The sequence below is a fragment of the Arthrobacter oryzae genome (assembly GCF_030718995.1).
GTDB lineage: Bacteria > Actinomycetota > Actinomycetes > Actinomycetales > Micrococcaceae > Arthrobacter > Arthrobacter oryzae_C.
Genome location: NZ_CP132204.1, coordinates 4,607,048 through 4,622,864 on the forward strand (window position 1 = coordinate 4,607,048; position 15,817 = coordinate 4,622,864).

Below are 15,817 nucleotides of genomic sequence, written 5' to 3' on the forward strand. Positions count from 1 at the left end.
GGGCGGGTGGATCCTAGCGTTCTGACCTGAGGTGGCGCCGGACCAGGAGTGCCAGGAGCACCCACGGCTCGCCGAAGACGCGGTAGGCAACCCTGCGCGGATGCAGCATCAGCCGCCAGGCCCATTCCAGTCCGAGCCGGCCCAGCCACCGGGGAGCGAGCTTCTGGATTCCGGCAATCTGTTCGATCGCACCGCCCACCGCGCAATACACGGCCGGCGGGAGTTCGCCAAGCCTGCGGCGGAGGACCATCTCCTGAAGCGGCATGCCCAGTCCGAGGAGCACCATCTGGGGACGCAGTTCGCGGAGCCAGGCGACGGCCTCGCGCTCGAGGGTGTCGTTCCATCCTTCGCCGGGCATCCCGGCCACCGTGGCATTCGGCATGATCCCGGCCAGGCGGGCCACAGCCTTGGCATTGGCTTCCGCTCCCGCGCCGATCACGGCAACTCGCTCCAGTCCTTCGACATCGCCGAGGGCAGGGATCCAGTCCGTGGAGCCCAGGCGGTAGTCCATGACGGGCCCGTCCGCATCGCCCGATCTTCCCCAGAGCCAGAGGACCGGGGCGCCGTCGAGGAGCACTACATCGCTGTTGTCGTAGAGGGCCTGGAATTCCGGATCCGAGTGGAAGAGGGTCACGCTGTGCAGGTTGTGGCCCACCACGGTGCGGATGCCGCCTTCGGCGACAAAACGGTTGAGGGTTGCCGTCATCCCGGAAACAGTCAGGGGCGTCGCGTCAACGCCCAGGACAGGGACGTGCTGGCGTGTGAGGATCATTCGGCGGCCGCATTGCCGTCGATGTCCAGGAGCTCAGGAACAACCTCGCGGAGCCGTTCCAGGGTGATGGCACCCCGGCGGACCACCCGAAGGGGCAGGGAGGTGGCGTCAACGATGGTGGACGGAAGGGCAACAGAATCCGCGTCACCTTCCGGGCGCAGTCCCCCTTCGAGGTAGACCTCGACGGATTCGGCGAGCTGGTCCATGGCCTCGGCAGCGGTGCGGGCCGCAGGCCGGCCGGTGCGGTTCGCGGAGGACACCGCCAGCGGTCCGGTCAGCGTCAACAGGTCCTGGGCGACGTCGTCGGCCGGCATCCGCAGCGCGACAGTGCCCCGGGTCTCGCCGAGGTCCCAGTCCAGCGACGGCTGCGCGTGGAAAATCATGGTGAGGCCGCCCGGCCAGAATGCCTCGGCCAGCTTGCGTGCCTCCGCCGGGACGTCCGTTGCCAGCCCGTCCAGCGCATTGAGCCGGGGAATAAGGACGGGAGGCGGCATCTTGCGGCTGCGGCCCTTGGACGCGAGCAGCATGGTGACAGCCTGCGGGGAGAATGCGTCGGCGCCGATTCCATACACCGTGTCGGTGGGGAACACCACGCATTTGTGTTGGCGGATGGCCCGCTGGGCGTTCTCCAGCCCTTCGGCCCGCTGGTCGGCTGCCGTGCAGTCGTAGGTTGTGGTCACTGGCCTATTCTTTCATCACTAGTAGTCCGTCGGTTCCTTGAGGACTGCGCTGGTGGCGCGCTCCCTGCCATTGAGGTCCAGGTGGGTGGTCACGTCGGACCAGCGGCCGGTCTTCTTCAGCATTGCGGCGATCCACGCGGCCTGCACTTCGGCGTGTTCCATTACGAAGTAGCCGCCGGGAACCAGCAGCCGGGCGGCAGACGCCGCCGCCGCCGTCGGGAGTTCCATTCCGTCCGCTCCCCCGCCGTATAGCGCTTCGGGCGGATCGTGCAGGGCCACCTCGGGTTCATTGGGAATTGCTTCTGCGGGGATGTAGGGCGGGTTGGAGACGACGACGTCGAACGTTGCGTTGTGTTCAGGCAGGGCGTCCCGCAAGTCCCCGCGGAGCAGTTTCACGCCCAGGGGCGCCAGGTTCCGCGCCGCCCAGGCGTGGGCAAACTCGCTGAACTCGACGGCGTACACCTCCGCGCCGGGAACCTCCAGGGCAATGGACCCTGCTATGGCACCGGACCCGGTGCCCAGGTCCACCACCTTCGGATGCCCGCTGCCGTTCTTCTTGTCCCGTGCCTTGAGCCAGTCAATGACCAGTTGAACCACGGACTCAGTCTCCGGCCGCGGAATGAAGACCCCGGGACCCACGGCAAGCTGCAGGTAGCGGAAATGGGCCACCCCGGTGATGTGCTGCAGGGGCACCCGCCGGGCACGCTCGGCAACCAGCTCGGCGTAGCCGTCCGGCGCAGGGGCATCCCCCAGCAGCATGGCCCGCAGCCGGCCCAGGCCGACGCCCAGAAGGTGGTCCGCCAGCAGCTCCGCGTCCACGCGCGGACTGGGAACGCCGGCGTCGGCCAGGAGTGCTGTGGCTTCGCGGACGGCCTCAGCCAGGCTCAGTCCTGTTCCAAGTGTCATCAAGCGACCAGCCGGGGACTATTCGCCGATGGCGTCCAGGCGGGCCTGTTCGTCCATCTCGATGGCCGACTGGATCACGGGCTCCAGGTCGCCGTTCATGACCTGGTCCAGGTTGTAGGCCTTGTAGCCCGTGCGGTGGTCCGCGATCCGGTTTTCCGGGTAGTTGTACGTGCGGATGCGCTCGGAACGGTCCATCGTGCGGATCTGCGACTTGCGCTGGGCCGAGTTTTCAGCGTCGATCTGCTCCTGCTGGTGCGCGAGGATGCGTGCCCGGAGCACGCGCATGCCGGCCTCGCGGTTCTGCAGCTGGGACTTTTCGTTCTGCATGGCCACCACGATTCCGGTGGGAAGGTGGGTAATACGGACTGCGGAGTCGGTGGTGTTGACGGACTGGCCGCCAGGACCCGAGGAGCGGTAGACGTCGATCTTGAGGTCGTTCTGGTTGATTTCGAGTTCTTCGGGTTCGTCCACCTCGGGAAGCACCAGCACGCCGGCGGCCGAGGTGTGGATGCGGCCCTGGGACTCCGTCACGGGGACGCGCTGCACGCGGTGCACTCCGCCTTCGAACTTCAGCCGCGCGTAAACGCCTTCGGCCGGATCGTTGGAGTTGCCCTTGACGGCCATCTGGACGTCCTTGTAGCCGCCGAGGTCCGATTCGGTGGCTGAAATGAGTTCGGTCTTCCAGCCGCGCGACTCGGCGTACCGGCTGTACATGCGCAGCAGGTCCGCGGCGAACAGTGCAGCTTCGTCGCCGCCTTCGCCGCCCTTGACCTCGAGGATCACGTTGCGGGCATCGTCCGGGTCCCGCGGAATGAGCAGCCGGCGCAACTTGGCGGATGCAAGCTCCAGCGAAGCCTCCAACTCGGGCACCTCGGCAGCAAACTCGGGGTCCTCGTCCGCCATTTCCTTGGCAGCCGCCAGGTCATCGCGAAGGCCCTCCCACTTGTGGTAGGCCTCCACAATGCCGTTCAACTGGGCCGAACGCCGCCCCAGCTTCCGGGCAAGCTTCTGGTCAGCGTAAACAGCAGGATCCCCCAGCTGCGCCTGGATAGCATCGTGCTCATCCAACAGGCCCTGTACGGACTCAAACATTTCAAACCTCTTTCGACTCTTACAAGTCTAGTTTCAGGAGACTTAACGACGAACCGCCCAAAGTGTGCCGGCCACAGGCCGGCACACTTTGAGCGGTGAACGTAGCTATTTGTCGTTATCCGACTTCGCACCAAGCGTCGTCTTCTGGACCTGCATGAGGAACTCGACGTTGCTCTGCGTCTCCCGGATCTTGTTGGTCAGCAGCTCAAGGCTCTGCTGCGTTTCGAGTCCGGAGAGGACGCGGCGCAGCTTCCACATGATTTTGACTTCCTCGGGGGAAAGCAGGTTCTCTTCGCGGCGCGTGCCGGATGCGTTGACATCCACTGCCGGGAAGATGCGCTTGTCCGCAAGCTGGCGGGACAGGCGCAGTTCCATGTTGCCGGTGCCCTTGAACTCTTCGAAGATGACTTCGTCCATCTTGGAGCCGGTCTCGACGAGCGCGGTGGCCAGGATGGTGAGCGAGCCGCCGTTTTCGATGTTGCGGGCTGCACCGAAGAAGCGCTTCGGCGGGTACAGCGCCGCGGAGTCGACGCCACCGGACAGGATGCGGCCCGAGGCCGGTGCTGCCAGGTTGTACGCACGGCCCAGGCGGGTCATGGAGTCGAGGAGCACCACAACGTCCATGCCCATTTCCACGAGGCGCTTGGCGCGCTCGATGGAGAGTTCGGCCACGGTGGTGTGGTCGTCGGCGGGACGGTCGAAGGTGGAGGCAATGACCTCACCCTTGACGGTGCGCTGCATGTCCGTGACTTCTTCGGGACGTTCGTCAACCAGCACCATCATGAGGTGGACCTCAGGATTGTTGGTGGTGATGGCGTTGGCGATGGACTGCAGGATGAGCGTCTTGCCTGCCTTCGGCGGGGAGACGATCAGGCCGCGCTGGCCCTTGCCGATCGGGGCAACCAGGTCGATGACGCGGGGGCCGATCTTCTTGGGGTCCGTCTCGAGGCGCAGGCGCTCGGAGGGGTACAGCGGGACGAGCTTCGCAAATTCGACGCGGTCCTTGAGTTCCTCGGGGGTCTTGCCGTTGACCGAGGTGACGCGGACCAGGGCGTTGAACTTCTGGCGGGCGGACTGCTGGCTGCGGTCTTCGCCTTCACGCGGTGCACGGATGGCGCCGACTACGGCGTCGCCCTTGCGCAGGTTGTACTTCTTGACCTGGGCGAGGGAAACGTAGACGTCGTTCGGGCCCGGGAGGTAGCCCGAGGTGCGGATGAACGCGTAGTTCTCCAGGACGTCAAGGATGCCGGCAACCGGCAGCAGGACGTCGTCCTCGGTGACTTCGACGTCGTCGACGTCCGGTCCCTGTGCGCGTCCACGACGGCGGTCGTTCCGGTCGCGGAAGCGGTCGTTGCGCGAGTTGTCGCGGGTGTCCTGGCCGCCGGAGCGGTCGTTACGGTCGTTGCGGTCCCGGCGGTTACGGCGGTTACGGCGGCTTCCGCCGTCTGCATCATCGCTCTCGCGGGTGTCCCGGGTCTCGCGGGTGTCTCCGCCGTCGCGGCCGCCACGGGTGCGGGTTGACTGGCGTTCGTTGCGCTGGCCGGCATCGGCTGCTTCGCCGCCCTGGTCCGTGCCGCGCTGTTCGCGCTGTTCGCCGCCACGCTGCTCAGCACTGCGCTGTTCAGCACCGCGCTGCTCGCCGCCACGCTGCTCAGCACTGCGCTGTTCTGCCGGTGCCTCGGCCGGGGCCTCGCCCTGCGCGGCCGGAGCCGTTGCCTGGGCTGCCGCTTCGCCGCGGCGGCGGTTGCGGGTGCGGGGCTGGCGGCGCTCTGCAGCTTCGGTGGCAGCACCCTCGGAAACAGCTGCCTGGCCCGCTTCGGGAGCCGGCTGGGCTGCAGGAGCCTCAACGGGAGCAGCTTCCGGGGCGGGAGCCTCGGTGGCGGGAGCGGTGACAACGCCGTCGCTGACCGCGCGGCGGCTGCGACCGCGACGGGCACGGGTGCCTTCCTGGACAGGAGCCTCGGCGGAGTCCGGTGCTTCCGCCGCCGGCCCTGCCGCAGGCGCACTTGCAGCGGGAACGGATGCCCGTGCCGAGATGTTCTCGCCGGCCTTCTCGGCACCCTTGGCCGGAGCCTTGGTGGCCGAAGTGCCCGCACGATGGGCGGAAATGGCAGTCACCAGATCGCCCTTACGCATGCGGGATCCGCCGGAGATACCCAGCTGGCTGGCGAGTGCCTGCAGCTGGGCGAGCTTAAGGCCTGCAAGGCCGCTGCTCTTGGCGGGTGCTGCCGACGACTCGGCAGCAGAAGATATGTCCACAGCTGGAGACAGCTCAGTGGTTTCGGTCACGAAGGATCCTTCCCCCTCGACGGCGTCCAGACTGGGAGCTGGACGCGATGATTTGATCTGGGCTGCAGTTCAGATCTGCAGCCGGATTTCGGCCTTGCCGGATGGAATTCGGCCAGCAGGGCCGGATACTAATACGCCTCGAACATTCCAACAAGAGACCGGAATGGCGGACTGACGGTTCAGGGGTGCAGAGCGATTCTGCAGATTCCTGCGACAGACCAAGCAGGCGGCACCGGAGACTGTTGCGCAGTTGAAGTCAAAGCAGCAAACGAACAGACAGGCACCATGGCCAACATCGGGTTCTTTTGACTGCGGTTCAGGTTCTCTTGACGAACTGCCTGCTTTTGACTAACTGCCTGCGGGATTACCGCCGGTGCACTCCCACTTTAGCACCTTCAACGTCCACCGCGAGCTTCATCACGCGCCATCCCACCTCCGGCGTGTTGGCCCGGGTATAGGCCTCGATGAAGTTCACCACGGAGGCGGCCTGTTCTTCCCCGTTGGCGAGCACCAGGACGGTGGGGCCGGCCCCGGAAACAACGGCCGCGTGGCCGGCGTAGCGCAGTGCACGGATCAGGTCAGCGCTGGGGCGCATGGCCTCCGCGCGGTAGCTCTGGTGCAGGTAGTCTTCCGTCCCGGCCAGGAGGAATTCCGGCTTGCTGGTGAGTGCGTGGATCAGCAGCGCAGCGCGGCCCGAGTTCATGGCGGCCGCATGGTGTCCCACCGACGCCGGCAGGAGCGCACGGGCGGCCTCGGTGGACAGTTCGTAGTCAGGTACGGCGACGACGGGAATGACGGAATCAGACACCGTGGCGCACGTGCTGCTGTACTGGTCACTGTCCTGCCATGAGAGCGCCAGCCCGCCGAATATGGCCGGTGCGACGTTGTCCGGGTGGCCTTCCATTTCGCTGGTGAGCTGCAGTATCCAGTCCTTGCCCCGCCGGGAGGACTCCGGAACGAGCGCATTGGCCGCGGTGACCGCAGCCACTACGGCTGACGCCGATGAACCGAGGCCGCGGCCGTGGGGGTTGACGTTGTCGGCCGTGATCCTGAGGCCCTCGTGCCGGAAGCCCAGCCGGTGCAGGGCCTCGGTGATGGCCTTGACCACCAGGTGGCTGGCATCGCGCGGAAGCGTCTCCGCGCCTTCGCCGCTGAGTTCGAACTCCAGTTCCCCACTGCCCAGGGTTTCCACGGTCAGGGTGTCGTGCAGCGAGAGAGCCAGTCCCAGGCTGTCGTAGCCCGGGCCGAGGTTCGCGCTGGTGGCCGGCACGCGGACGGTAACCAGCTGCCCGGCCGGGACCGCCGGTGCGCCTTCGGCAGACTCGGCCGGGACAGTGAGGGTGGTTTCCAAGGCTATTTTTCTTCCAGTCCCAGCTCGGCGGCCACAGTGACAACATCGTTGGACACCTTGACGGGCTGGACATCGCTGCCGTCCTCGGTGCGCAGCGCCCACTGCGGGTCCTTGAGTCCGTGGCCGGTGACGGTGATGACAATGGTCTTGCCGGCCGGAACCTCACCTGCAGCGTGCTTCTTGATGAGTCCGGCAACGCCTGCGGCCGAACCGGGCTCGACGAAGACGCCTTCCTTGGCGGACAGCCAGCGGTGCGCTGCCAGGATTTCGTCGTCGGTCACGGAGTCGATGAAACCGCCGGACTCGTCACGGGCGGCGATGGCACCGTCCCAGGACGCCGGGTTCCCGATGCGGATCGCCGTGGCAATGGTGTCCGGCTCGGTGATGGGGTGGCCCGCAACGAAGGGTGCGGCGCCGGCGGCCTGGAAACCCCACATCTGCGGGGTCCTGGTGGACACGGCGGGGAGGGTCCCGGCGGTAGCGGATTCGAAAGGCGCGGAGTATTCCTTGTAGCCCTTCCAGTACGCGGTGATATTGCCGGCGTTGCCCACGGGGAGGACGTGGATGTCCGGAGCGTCACCGAGGGCATCCACCACCTCGAAGGCTCCGGTTTTCTGGCCCTGGATCCGGGCCGGGTTGACGGAGTTCACCAGGAACACCGGGTAGGACTCCCCCAGCTTGCGGGCGATGTCCAGGCAGTTGTCGAAGTTCCCGTCCACCTGCAGGAGGGTGGCGCCGTGCGCGATCGCCTGGCTGAGCTTGCCCATGGAGATCTTGCCCTCAGGGACAAGTACGGCGCATTTGAGGCCCGCTGCCGTAGCGTAGGCGGCTGCGGAGGCGGAGGTGTTGCCGGTGGAGGCGCACACCACGGCCTCGGCCCCGGAGGCTACTGCGGCGGTCATGGCCATGGTCATGCCACGGTCCTTGAACGAGCCCGTGGGGTTCATGCCTTCCACCTTGAGGTACACGGTGGAGCCGGTCAGCTCGGAGAGCTTCTGCGCGTGGACAAGCGGCGTCCCGCCCTCACCGAGGGTAATGACCTTGGTGCTTTCCGTTACGGGCAAACGATCAGCGTATTCGCGGATGACACCGCGCCATTGGTGAGCCACTTAGACTCCTTCTACCCGCAGTACGGATGTAACGGAATTGATGACGTCGAGGCCCTTCACGGCCTGGACGGTTGCTGCCAGTGCAGCTTCGGTTGCGCGGTGGGTGACGATCCGCAGTTCAGCCGATTCCACATTGGAGTCGGCATCGCGGTGGATGGTCTGGCGCATGATCTCGATGGAGACGCCGTGCTCCGCGAACAGTTGGGCGATCTTTGCCAGCACACCCGGCTGGTCGGCGACGTCCAGCCCGATGTAGTAGCTCGTGTTGACGGCATCGATGGGCAGCGCCGGGACCTGGCCGATGGCGGTCTCGGTCTGCGCAGGTCCGCCCAGGACAATCCGGCGGGCGGCGGAGACAAGGTCGCCCAGGACGGCCGACGCCGTCGGTGTGCCGCCTGCGCCCTGGCCGTAGAACATCAGCTCGCCGGCGTTCTCGGCTTCGATGAAGACGGCGTTGAAGGCGCCGTGGACGGCGGCCAGCGGGTGTTCGCGCGGCAGCAAGGTGGGGTGCACGCGGACGGAGACGCCCTCGCTTCCGTCTGTTGCGGTCAGTTTCTCAGCAATGGCCAGCAGCTTGATGACGAACCCGGCGTCCTTGGCTGCTGCGATGTCCGCCGCGCTGACTCCCGTGATGCCTTCGCAGTGGACGTTCTCGAGGTCGAAGCGGGTGTGGAAGGACAGCGAGGCCAGGATGGCTGCCTTGGCGGCGGCGTCAAGGCCTCCGACGTCGGCCGTGGGATCGGCCTCGGCGTAGCCAAGGCGCTGCGCCTCCGCCAGGGCGTCCTCGAACTGCGCGCCCGTGGTGTCCATCTGGTCAAGGATGAAGTTGGTGGTGCCGTTCACGATGCCCAGGACGCGGGTGATGTGGTCGCCGGAGAGGCTGTCGCGGATGGGGCGCAGGATGGGGATGGCACCGGCCACGGCCGCTTCGTAGGACAGCTGGACGCCGGCCTTGTCTGCCGCTTCATAGAGCGTGGGGCCGTCCTGGGCGAGGAGGGCCTTGTTTCCGGTGACCACGCACGCGCCGTTTTCGATGGCGGAGAGGATCAGGGTGCGGGCAGGTTCAATGCCGCCCATGAGTTCAATGACGAGGTCGGCGTCCTTGACGAGGGTGTCCGCGTCGGTAGTGAACAGTTCACGTGGCAGCTCAACATCGCGCGGAGCATCGATGGTGCGCACGGCGATGCCGGCAAGCTCCAGGCGGGCTCCGGTGCGGGCGGCCAGCGCGTCGGCGTCATCAATCAGAATCCGCGCCACCTGGGCCCCAACGTTGCCACAGCCCAGCAGGGCTACCTTCAGGGTTCGCAATTCAGTCATTCAGACTCCCATGTCGCGGTTCAGCAGATCTTGTTCGGTTTCCCCGCGGACAATCAGCCGGGCTGATCCGTCGCGCACAGCGACAACGCCCGGCCGGGCCAGATAGTTGTAGTTGCTGGAGAGGGCCCAGCAGTAGGCGCCGGTACCCGGTACAGCGAGCAGATCACCGGCTGCCACGTCCTCGGGCAGATATACATCTCTAACAACTATGTCGCCGCTCTCGCAATGTTTGCCCACTACGCGGGACAGCTGCGGCGCAGCGTCGGAGGTCCGCGACGCCACAACCGCCGAATAATCCGCGTCATAGAGCACCGGACGGGCGTTGTCGCTCATGCCGCCGTCCACCGACACATAGCGGCGCGGGTACGTAACGTTTTCAGCGGCTGATTCGCCGGCTTCACCGGTTTCCCCGCCAGCTGCCGCGGGCGCGTCAACGCGGACGGTCTTGAGCGTTCCCACTTCGTACAGGGTGAAGGTGGTGCTCCCCACGATGGCGCGTCCCGGCTCGATCGAGATGCGGGGAGACTTGATGCCCAGTTCGGCGCACGTGGAACGCACGACGGCGGCCATCGCCTGCGCGATTTCGGCGGGAGGGCGCGGGGTGTCCACGGGCGTGTAGGCGATGCCGTATCCGCCGCCGAGGTCCAGTTCGGGCAGGACGATGGAGTACTTCTCCTGCATTGCCGCGAGGAAGTGCAGCAGTTTCACGGCCGCCAGCGCGAAGCCGTCGGGTTCGAAGATCTGCGATCCGATATGGCAGTGCAGGCCCAGGAGCTCGATGCCGTGATAGCTCGTGGCGGCAGCCACGGCCTCCTCCGCAGCAGACAGGCCGGCCTGATCCGTTGAATCCCCGGCCATCGACAGGCCGAACTTCTGGTCCTCATGGGCCGTCGCAATGAACTCGTGCGTGTGCGCATGCACTCCGGGGGTGAGCCGCAGCATCACCTTGGCCGTTTCACCGCGGGCCGAGGCGATCTTGGCGACGCGCTCCAGCTCCGCGAGGCTGTCCACCACGATCCTGCCCAGCTGCATGTCCAGGGCGCGGTGGATTTCGGCGTCGGATTTGTTGTTGCCGTGCAGGGCGACGTCGGCGCCCGGAATCCCTGCCCGGTGTGCGACGGCGAGTTCCCCGCCGGACGCAGTGTCGAGCCGCAGCCCTTCTTCCTCCACCCACCGGACGACAGCGGTGCACAGGAACGACTTCCCGGCGTAGTACACGTCCACTCCCCCGCAGATGTCGGCGAAGGCGTCGTTGAAGGCGTCGCTGAAGGCACGGGCCCGTGCCCGGAAGTCGTTCTCGCTCATGACGAACAAAGGCGTGCCGAACTGCCGCTTGAGCTCACTGACCGGAATGCCGTCGATGGCGAGTTCACCGGCGTTGTTCCGGGCAACACCGGCGGCCCACATGGGCTCGTGGAGCGCATTCAGGTCTGCCGGAACGGCAAGCCATTCCGGCGCCAGCGGGGATGCGTTGTTCAAGGGGTTCCCGGTCTGTCCTGACATGGGGGTCACATCCGTTCCGGCGCCGAAACGCCAAGCAGGTCCAGTCCGTTGGCCAGCACCTGGCTGGTGGCGTCGTTGAGCCACAGCCGCGTGCGGTTGACGTCGGTGACGGGCTCGTCGCCCTGCGGCGCCATGCGGCAGGCGTCGTACCAGCGGTGGTAGGCACCGGCGATGAGCTCCAGGTGGCGGGCCACCCGGTGCGGCTCACGCAGCTCGGCAGCCTTGGCCACGATGGAGGGGTAGCTGCCAAGGTAGGACAGCAGTTCGTTCTCGGTGGCGTGGTCCAGGAGGGATGCGTCGAAGACATCCTTCCCGTCAACGGTGCGGTCAACGCCGGCCGCCACGGCGTTGCGGGCAGCGCCGCGGGAGCGGGCATGCGCGTACTGGACGTAGAACACCGGGTTCTCGTTGCTGTGCTTCTTCAGCAGTTCGGGATCCAGGGTGAGCGGTGAGTCAGCCGGGAAGCGTGCCAGCGAGTAGCGGACGGCGTCCTTGCCCAGCCACGAGATGAGGTCCTTGAGCTCGATGATGTTGCCCGCGCGCTTGGACAGCTTGGCGCCGTTCACGGATACCAGCTGGCCGATCAGCACCTCGATGTTGGCCTCGGGGTCGTCGCCGGCGGCAGCGGCGATCGCCTTCAGCCGGTTGATGTAGCCGTGGTGGTCTGCGCCCAGCAGGTAGATCTTCTGGTCGTAGCCACGGTCCTTCTTGGAGAGGTAGTACGCGGCGTCCGCGGCGAAGTACGTCGGTTCGCCGTTCGCGCGGATCATCACGCGGTCCTTGTCGTCCCCGAAGTCCGTGGTGCGCAGCCAGACGGCGCCCCCGTCGTCGAACACGTGGCCCTGCTCTCGAAGGCGCGCAACGGCACTTTCGATGGCGCCGGCGTCGTGCAGTTCCTGCTCCGAGAAGTAGACGTCGAACGCAACGCCGAAGTCTGCGAGCGTGTCCTTAATGTCCTTCAGCTGCGCCTTGTACGCCGCGCCGCGGATGACCGGCAGCGCCGCGACGTCGGTCAGCTCCCGAATGTCCGGGTGTTCGGTCAGGACGTGGCGGCCCAGGTCGGAAATGTACTCGCCGGGGTAGCCGCCCTCCGGCACGCCGCGGCCGTGCAGGCGGGACAGCACGGAGTGGGCGAAGACGTTCATCTGGGATCCGGCGTCGTTGATGTAGTACTCGGCGGTGACCTTGGCACCGGAGGCACGGAGGACCCGGGCGATGGAGTCACCGAGTGCGGCCCACCGGGTGTGGCCGATGTGCAGCGGCCCGGTGGGGTTGGCGGAGACGAACTCCATGTTGACCACGTGGCCTGCGAGCGCCGAGTTGGTGCCGTACTCCCGGCCCGCTTCGACGATGGCCTTGGCGAGGGCGCCGGCGGCCGCCGCGTCGACCGTGATGTTCAGGAAGCCGGGGCCCGCGATGTCCACGGCCGAAACGCCGTCGATGCCCTTGAGCCGTGCGCTGAGGATGGTGGCGAATTCCCGGGGATTGACGCCGGCCTGCTTGGACAGCTGGAGGGCGATGTTCGTGGCCCAGTCGCCGTGGTCCCGGTTCTTGGGCCGCTCCACGCGCACCTCGTCCGGCACGGCTGATTCGGAAAGACCGATTTCACCGGCGGCGACAGCGTCTTTCAGGCAGGCGGATATGGCGAGGGAGAGTTCTTCGGGAGTCACGCATCTAGCCTACCGGTGGCCCGCAAAGCCACGGAATCGAGGCAGGACAGTGACGCCGGGAAATCGCAGGGAACCCGGAAACCTCACAGAATCGGAAGGGTTTGGTCACAGGCTGAACCATTACGCTGATTCCAGCGTTGTCCTTCCTGTATCCGCCCGCACGCGTACAAACGCCAACTACACGAAACGAGTTCCGCATGAGCTTCCCGGTACGCAAGAGCGTCTTTGCCGGCATCGCCGGCATCTCCCTGGTCGGAACCGTCGCCGGCTGCGCGCCGTCCGCCCAGTCCACCCCCGCCCAGTCCACTACGGGTGCAAGCAGCAGCGCGCCGGCGGACGGCACGGCCGGCTCGTCGTCGGCCGCGTCCGGCTACCAGGACGGCACCTACAGTGCCGATGGAAACTATGTTTCGCCCAACGGCACGGAAACGGTGGGCGTTGAGCTGACCCTGTCCGGCGGAACCGTGTCCGACGTGAGCATCACCCAGCACCCGTCCAACCCCAACACCCGGAAGTTCCAGGGCGAGTTTGCCGGCGGGATTGCGGCGCAGATTGTGGGCAAGAAGCTGGACGAACTGTCCGTGTCCAAGGTCGCAGGGTCCTCGCTCACCAGCGGCGGCTTCAACCAGGCCGTGGAAAAGATCAAGTCGGAGGCCCGGTAAGCCCGTTCGCCCCGTCAGGGTTACAGCGTCAAAGTCACTGCGTCAGAGTCACCGCGTCAGAGGGAGATCACGTGCCGCACCCGGGCTGGGCAGCGTTCAGTTTCGACGGAATCGGTACCAGCTGGGAAGTTTCAACGCCCGGCCCCCTGGAAGCCCGCCAGCGCCGCCGGCTGCTGGCGGTGGTGGAGGAGTACGACGCCGCGTGGTCACGCTTCAGGACTGATTCGATCGTCGCGCGGGCGGCCAGGCAGCCGGGCCGCTTCGTCATGCCGGTCGGTGCCGGTGCGCTGGGCCGCCTGTACCGAAGCCTGTACCGGCTGACGGACGGCGCCATGACTCCGCTGGTGGGCGGCAGCCTGGAACAGCTGGGCTACGACCCGGCGTATTCGCTCCGGCCGCGCGGCATCCCGCTGCCGGCCCCGCGGTGGGACGACGTGCTGGACTGGCAGGACGCCGTGTTAACCACCACTGCCGCCGTGGTGCTGGACGTCGGGGCAGCCGGCAAGGGGCAACTGGCAGACCTGCTCGCAGTGGAACTCCGCGCGCAGGGCGCCGGCGAGCACTTCATCGACGCCAGCGGCGACCTCCTCAACTCCGGACCCGCGCCCGTGACGGTGGCCCTGGAACATCCGTACGATCCCGGCCGGGCCATCGGCACCATCAGCCTGGGCACGGGCGCACTGTGCGCGTCCGCTGCCAACCGCCGGGCGTGGGGCGACGGGCTCCACCATGTCCTGGACGGCACCACGGGGAGCCCGGTCAGCACGGTGGTTGCCACGTGGGCGCTGGCGGAGAACGCCATGACAGCCGATGCCCTCGCCACGGCGCTGTTCTTCGTGCCCGGCAAGGCGCTTCAGCAGGATTTTGAGTTTTCCTGGCTTACGGTCTTCTCGGACGGAAGTGCCGCCTACTCAGCAGGTTTCAAAGGAGTGCTGTTCGAATGAGTTCCATGATCCAGCGGATGGACACGACCCTGAACCGCTTCACCATGTACCGCCTGGTGTTGTGGGTGCTTGCGGCAGTGGCCGGGTACAGCCTGTTGCTCAACGTCCTGGGCTGGCTGACGTTCGGCATCCCCGAAATGCTCACCCACATGGCGCTCTGCCTGGGACTCACGTACGCCTCGAACCGCGGGCTGGCTGCCCTGTTCCGCGTCAGGCCGCATTCGGAATCTTCCCTGATCACCGGCCTGCTGTTGTACTTCCTGTTCTGGCCAAGTTTCAAAGCACTGGATATGGCTGGCGTGGCCATCGCCTGCGTCCTGGCATCGGCGTCGAAGTACGCCTTGGCCTGGCGTGGACGGCACATCTTCAATCCTGCAGCCGCGGGTGCCTTCGTGGCGGGCCTGACCGGGCTGAACATCGCCACGTGGTGGGCGGCCACTCCCCCGATGCTCTTCCTCATCGTGCCTGGCATCCTGCTGGTGCTGTACCGCACCCGGAAGCTGCTGATGGGCGCCGTGTTCACGGCGGTTTCCGTGTCCATAGTGGCCACCGAACTCCTCCGGGCGGGAATGTCCGCAGGCCAGTCGCTGTGGCAGCCGCTCGCGCAGCGTCCTGTGCTGTTCTTCGTGGGGTTCATGCTGACCGAACCGCTGACACTGCCGCCCCGGCGGTGGCAGCAGCTGGCGCTCGCCGCCGTCGTCGGCGTGGTGTTTGCCGTGCCCTACAACCTGGGTTTCGTGGCGAATTCGCCCGAACTGGCGCTGCTCGTGGGGAACCTGCTCGCCTTCCTGGCCGGGCAGCGCGGCGGCGTCCGCCTGAACTTCCAGGAATCGCGGCCCCTGACGCCGACGACGACGGAATTCCGGTTCCGGCCCGAACGCGCGGTCCGGTTCGCGCCGGGACAGTACATGGAACTGCACCTTCCGCACGCCAGGTCGGACGGCAAGGGCCGGCGCCGGGTCTTCAGCCTGACCAGCGCCCCGGACGCACGGGACGTGACCATCGGCGTGGGGACAGCCGAGCCGGTGTCCGCCGCCAAACGCGCCCTGCTCGCGCTACGGCCCGGGGACTCTGTGACTGCCACCGCGGTGGGCGGCGACTTCGTCCTGCCCCGCGGCCAGGCGGGGCCCGTCCTGCTGATTGCTGCGGGCATCGGCATCACGCCCTACCTCGCCCAGCTGGCCGCAGGCGCGGCAAAAACCCGCGACGTCGCCCTCCTGTACCTGGCGAAATCGGCGGCGGAACTCGCCTACGCGGACGCGCTGGATCAGTCCGGTGCGCGGGTCATTGCCAGGCTCTCGGACGGCTCCGCGCCGCCGTCGTTCATGGAAGACGCCGCCACTGTTTCCCGGCCGCCGGAGCGGCTCGACGGCGCGGCGCTCAAGCAACTTGTTCCGGACATTGCGGCCCGCGACGTTTTCGTCTCCGGCTCGCCCGCCAGCGTCCGCACCCTGCGGGCAGCCGCCCGCGCTGCCGGTGCCCGGCGCATCCGCACCGACTCGTTTGCCGGATACTGACAGCT

13 protein-coding genes are annotated in these 15,817 nt (G+C 66.9%); 3 read left to right on the forward strand and 10 right to left on the reverse strand.

Annotated features, from left to right (window positions below):
• Positions 1-13: 13 nt before the first annotated feature.
• The 10 genes from Q8Z05_RS21255 to argS all read right to left on the reverse strand — a co-directional run bounded on the left by Q8Z05_RS21255 (position 14) and on the right by argS (position 12,689).
• Positions 14-772, reverse strand: a complete 759-nt coding sequence (locus Q8Z05_RS21255; protein ID WP_305941483.1) for a WecB/TagA/CpsF family glycosyltransferase — start codon at positions 770-772, stop codon at positions 14-16.
• On the reverse strand, positions 769-1,452 hold the full coding sequence (locus Q8Z05_RS21260) for an L-threonylcarbamoyladenylate synthase (protein WP_305941484.1): 684 nt from the start codon (positions 1,450-1,452) through the stop codon (positions 769-771). The genes Q8Z05_RS21255 and Q8Z05_RS21260 overlap by 4 nt, the downstream gene beginning before the upstream one ends.
• 18 nt (positions 1,453-1,470) lie before the next feature.
• Positions 1,471-2,358, reverse strand: coding sequence for a peptide chain release factor N(5)-glutamine methyltransferase (gene prmC / locus Q8Z05_RS21265; protein WP_305941485.1), 888 nt, complete (start codon positions 2,356-2,358; stop codon positions 1,471-1,473).
• Positions 2,359-2,376: 18 nt separating this feature from the next.
• Positions 2,377-3,450 carry a peptide chain release factor 1 gene (prfA, locus tag Q8Z05_RS21270; RefSeq protein ID WP_305941486.1) on the reverse strand — a complete coding sequence of 358 codons (1,074 nt, stop codon included), beginning with the start codon at positions 3,448-3,450 and terminating at the stop codon, positions 2,377-2,379.
• Positions 3,451-3,555: 105 nt separating this feature from the next.
• Positions 3,556-5,739 carry a transcription termination factor Rho gene (rho, locus tag Q8Z05_RS21275; protein ID WP_305941487.1) on the reverse strand — a complete coding sequence of 728 codons (2,184 nt, stop codon included), beginning with the start codon at positions 5,737-5,739 and terminating at the stop codon, positions 3,556-3,558.
• Positions 5,740-6,103: 364 nt separating this feature from the next.
• Positions 6,104-7,090, reverse strand: coding sequence for a homoserine kinase (thrB, locus tag Q8Z05_RS21280; RefSeq protein WP_305941488.1), 987 nt, complete (start codon positions 7,088-7,090; stop codon positions 6,104-6,106).
• A gap of 2 nt (positions 7,091-7,092) precedes the next feature.
• Positions 7,093-8,199, reverse strand: coding sequence for a threonine synthase (gene thrC, locus Q8Z05_RS21285; protein WP_305941489.1), 1,107 nt, complete (start codon positions 8,197-8,199; stop codon positions 7,093-7,095).
• Positions 8,200-9,516 carry a homoserine dehydrogenase gene (locus Q8Z05_RS21290; RefSeq protein WP_305941490.1) on the reverse strand — a complete coding sequence of 439 codons (1,317 nt, stop codon included), beginning with the start codon at positions 9,514-9,516 and terminating at the stop codon, positions 8,200-8,202.
• Positions 9,517-11,019, reverse strand: a complete 1,503-nt coding sequence (gene lysA / locus Q8Z05_RS21295) for a diaminopimelate decarboxylase (RefSeq protein ID WP_305941491.1) — start codon at positions 11,017-11,019, stop codon at positions 9,517-9,519.
• Positions 11,020-11,024: 5 nt separating this feature from the next.
• Positions 11,025-12,689: an arginine--tRNA ligase gene (gene argS / locus Q8Z05_RS21300; RefSeq protein WP_305941492.1), complete on the reverse strand. Its 1,665-nt coding sequence runs from the start codon at positions 12,687-12,689 to the stop codon at positions 11,025-11,027.
• 197 nt (positions 12,690-12,886) lie between these two features.
• Here argS and Q8Z05_RS21305 point away from each other — a divergent pair, with 197 nt between their 5' ends.
• The 3 genes from Q8Z05_RS21305 (at position 12,887) to Q8Z05_RS21315 (ending at position 15,812) form a co-directional block, all read left to right on the forward strand.
• Positions 12,887-13,351: an FMN-binding protein gene (locus tag Q8Z05_RS21305; RefSeq protein ID WP_305941493.1), complete on the forward strand. Its 465-nt coding sequence runs from the start codon at positions 12,887-12,889 to the stop codon at positions 13,349-13,351.
• Positions 13,352-13,422: 71 nt separating this feature from the next.
• Entirely contained in the window at positions 13,423-14,295 is an 873-nt protein-coding gene (locus Q8Z05_RS21310) for an FAD:protein FMN transferase (RefSeq protein ID WP_305941494.1), read from the forward strand.
• Positions 14,296-14,300: 5 nt separating this feature from the next.
• Positions 14,301-15,812 carry an FAD-dependent oxidoreductase gene (locus Q8Z05_RS21315; RefSeq protein ID WP_305943657.1) on the forward strand — a complete coding sequence of 504 codons (1,512 nt, stop codon included), beginning with the start codon at positions 14,301-14,303 and terminating at the stop codon, positions 15,810-15,812.
• Positions 15,813-15,817: the final 5 nt, after the last annotated feature.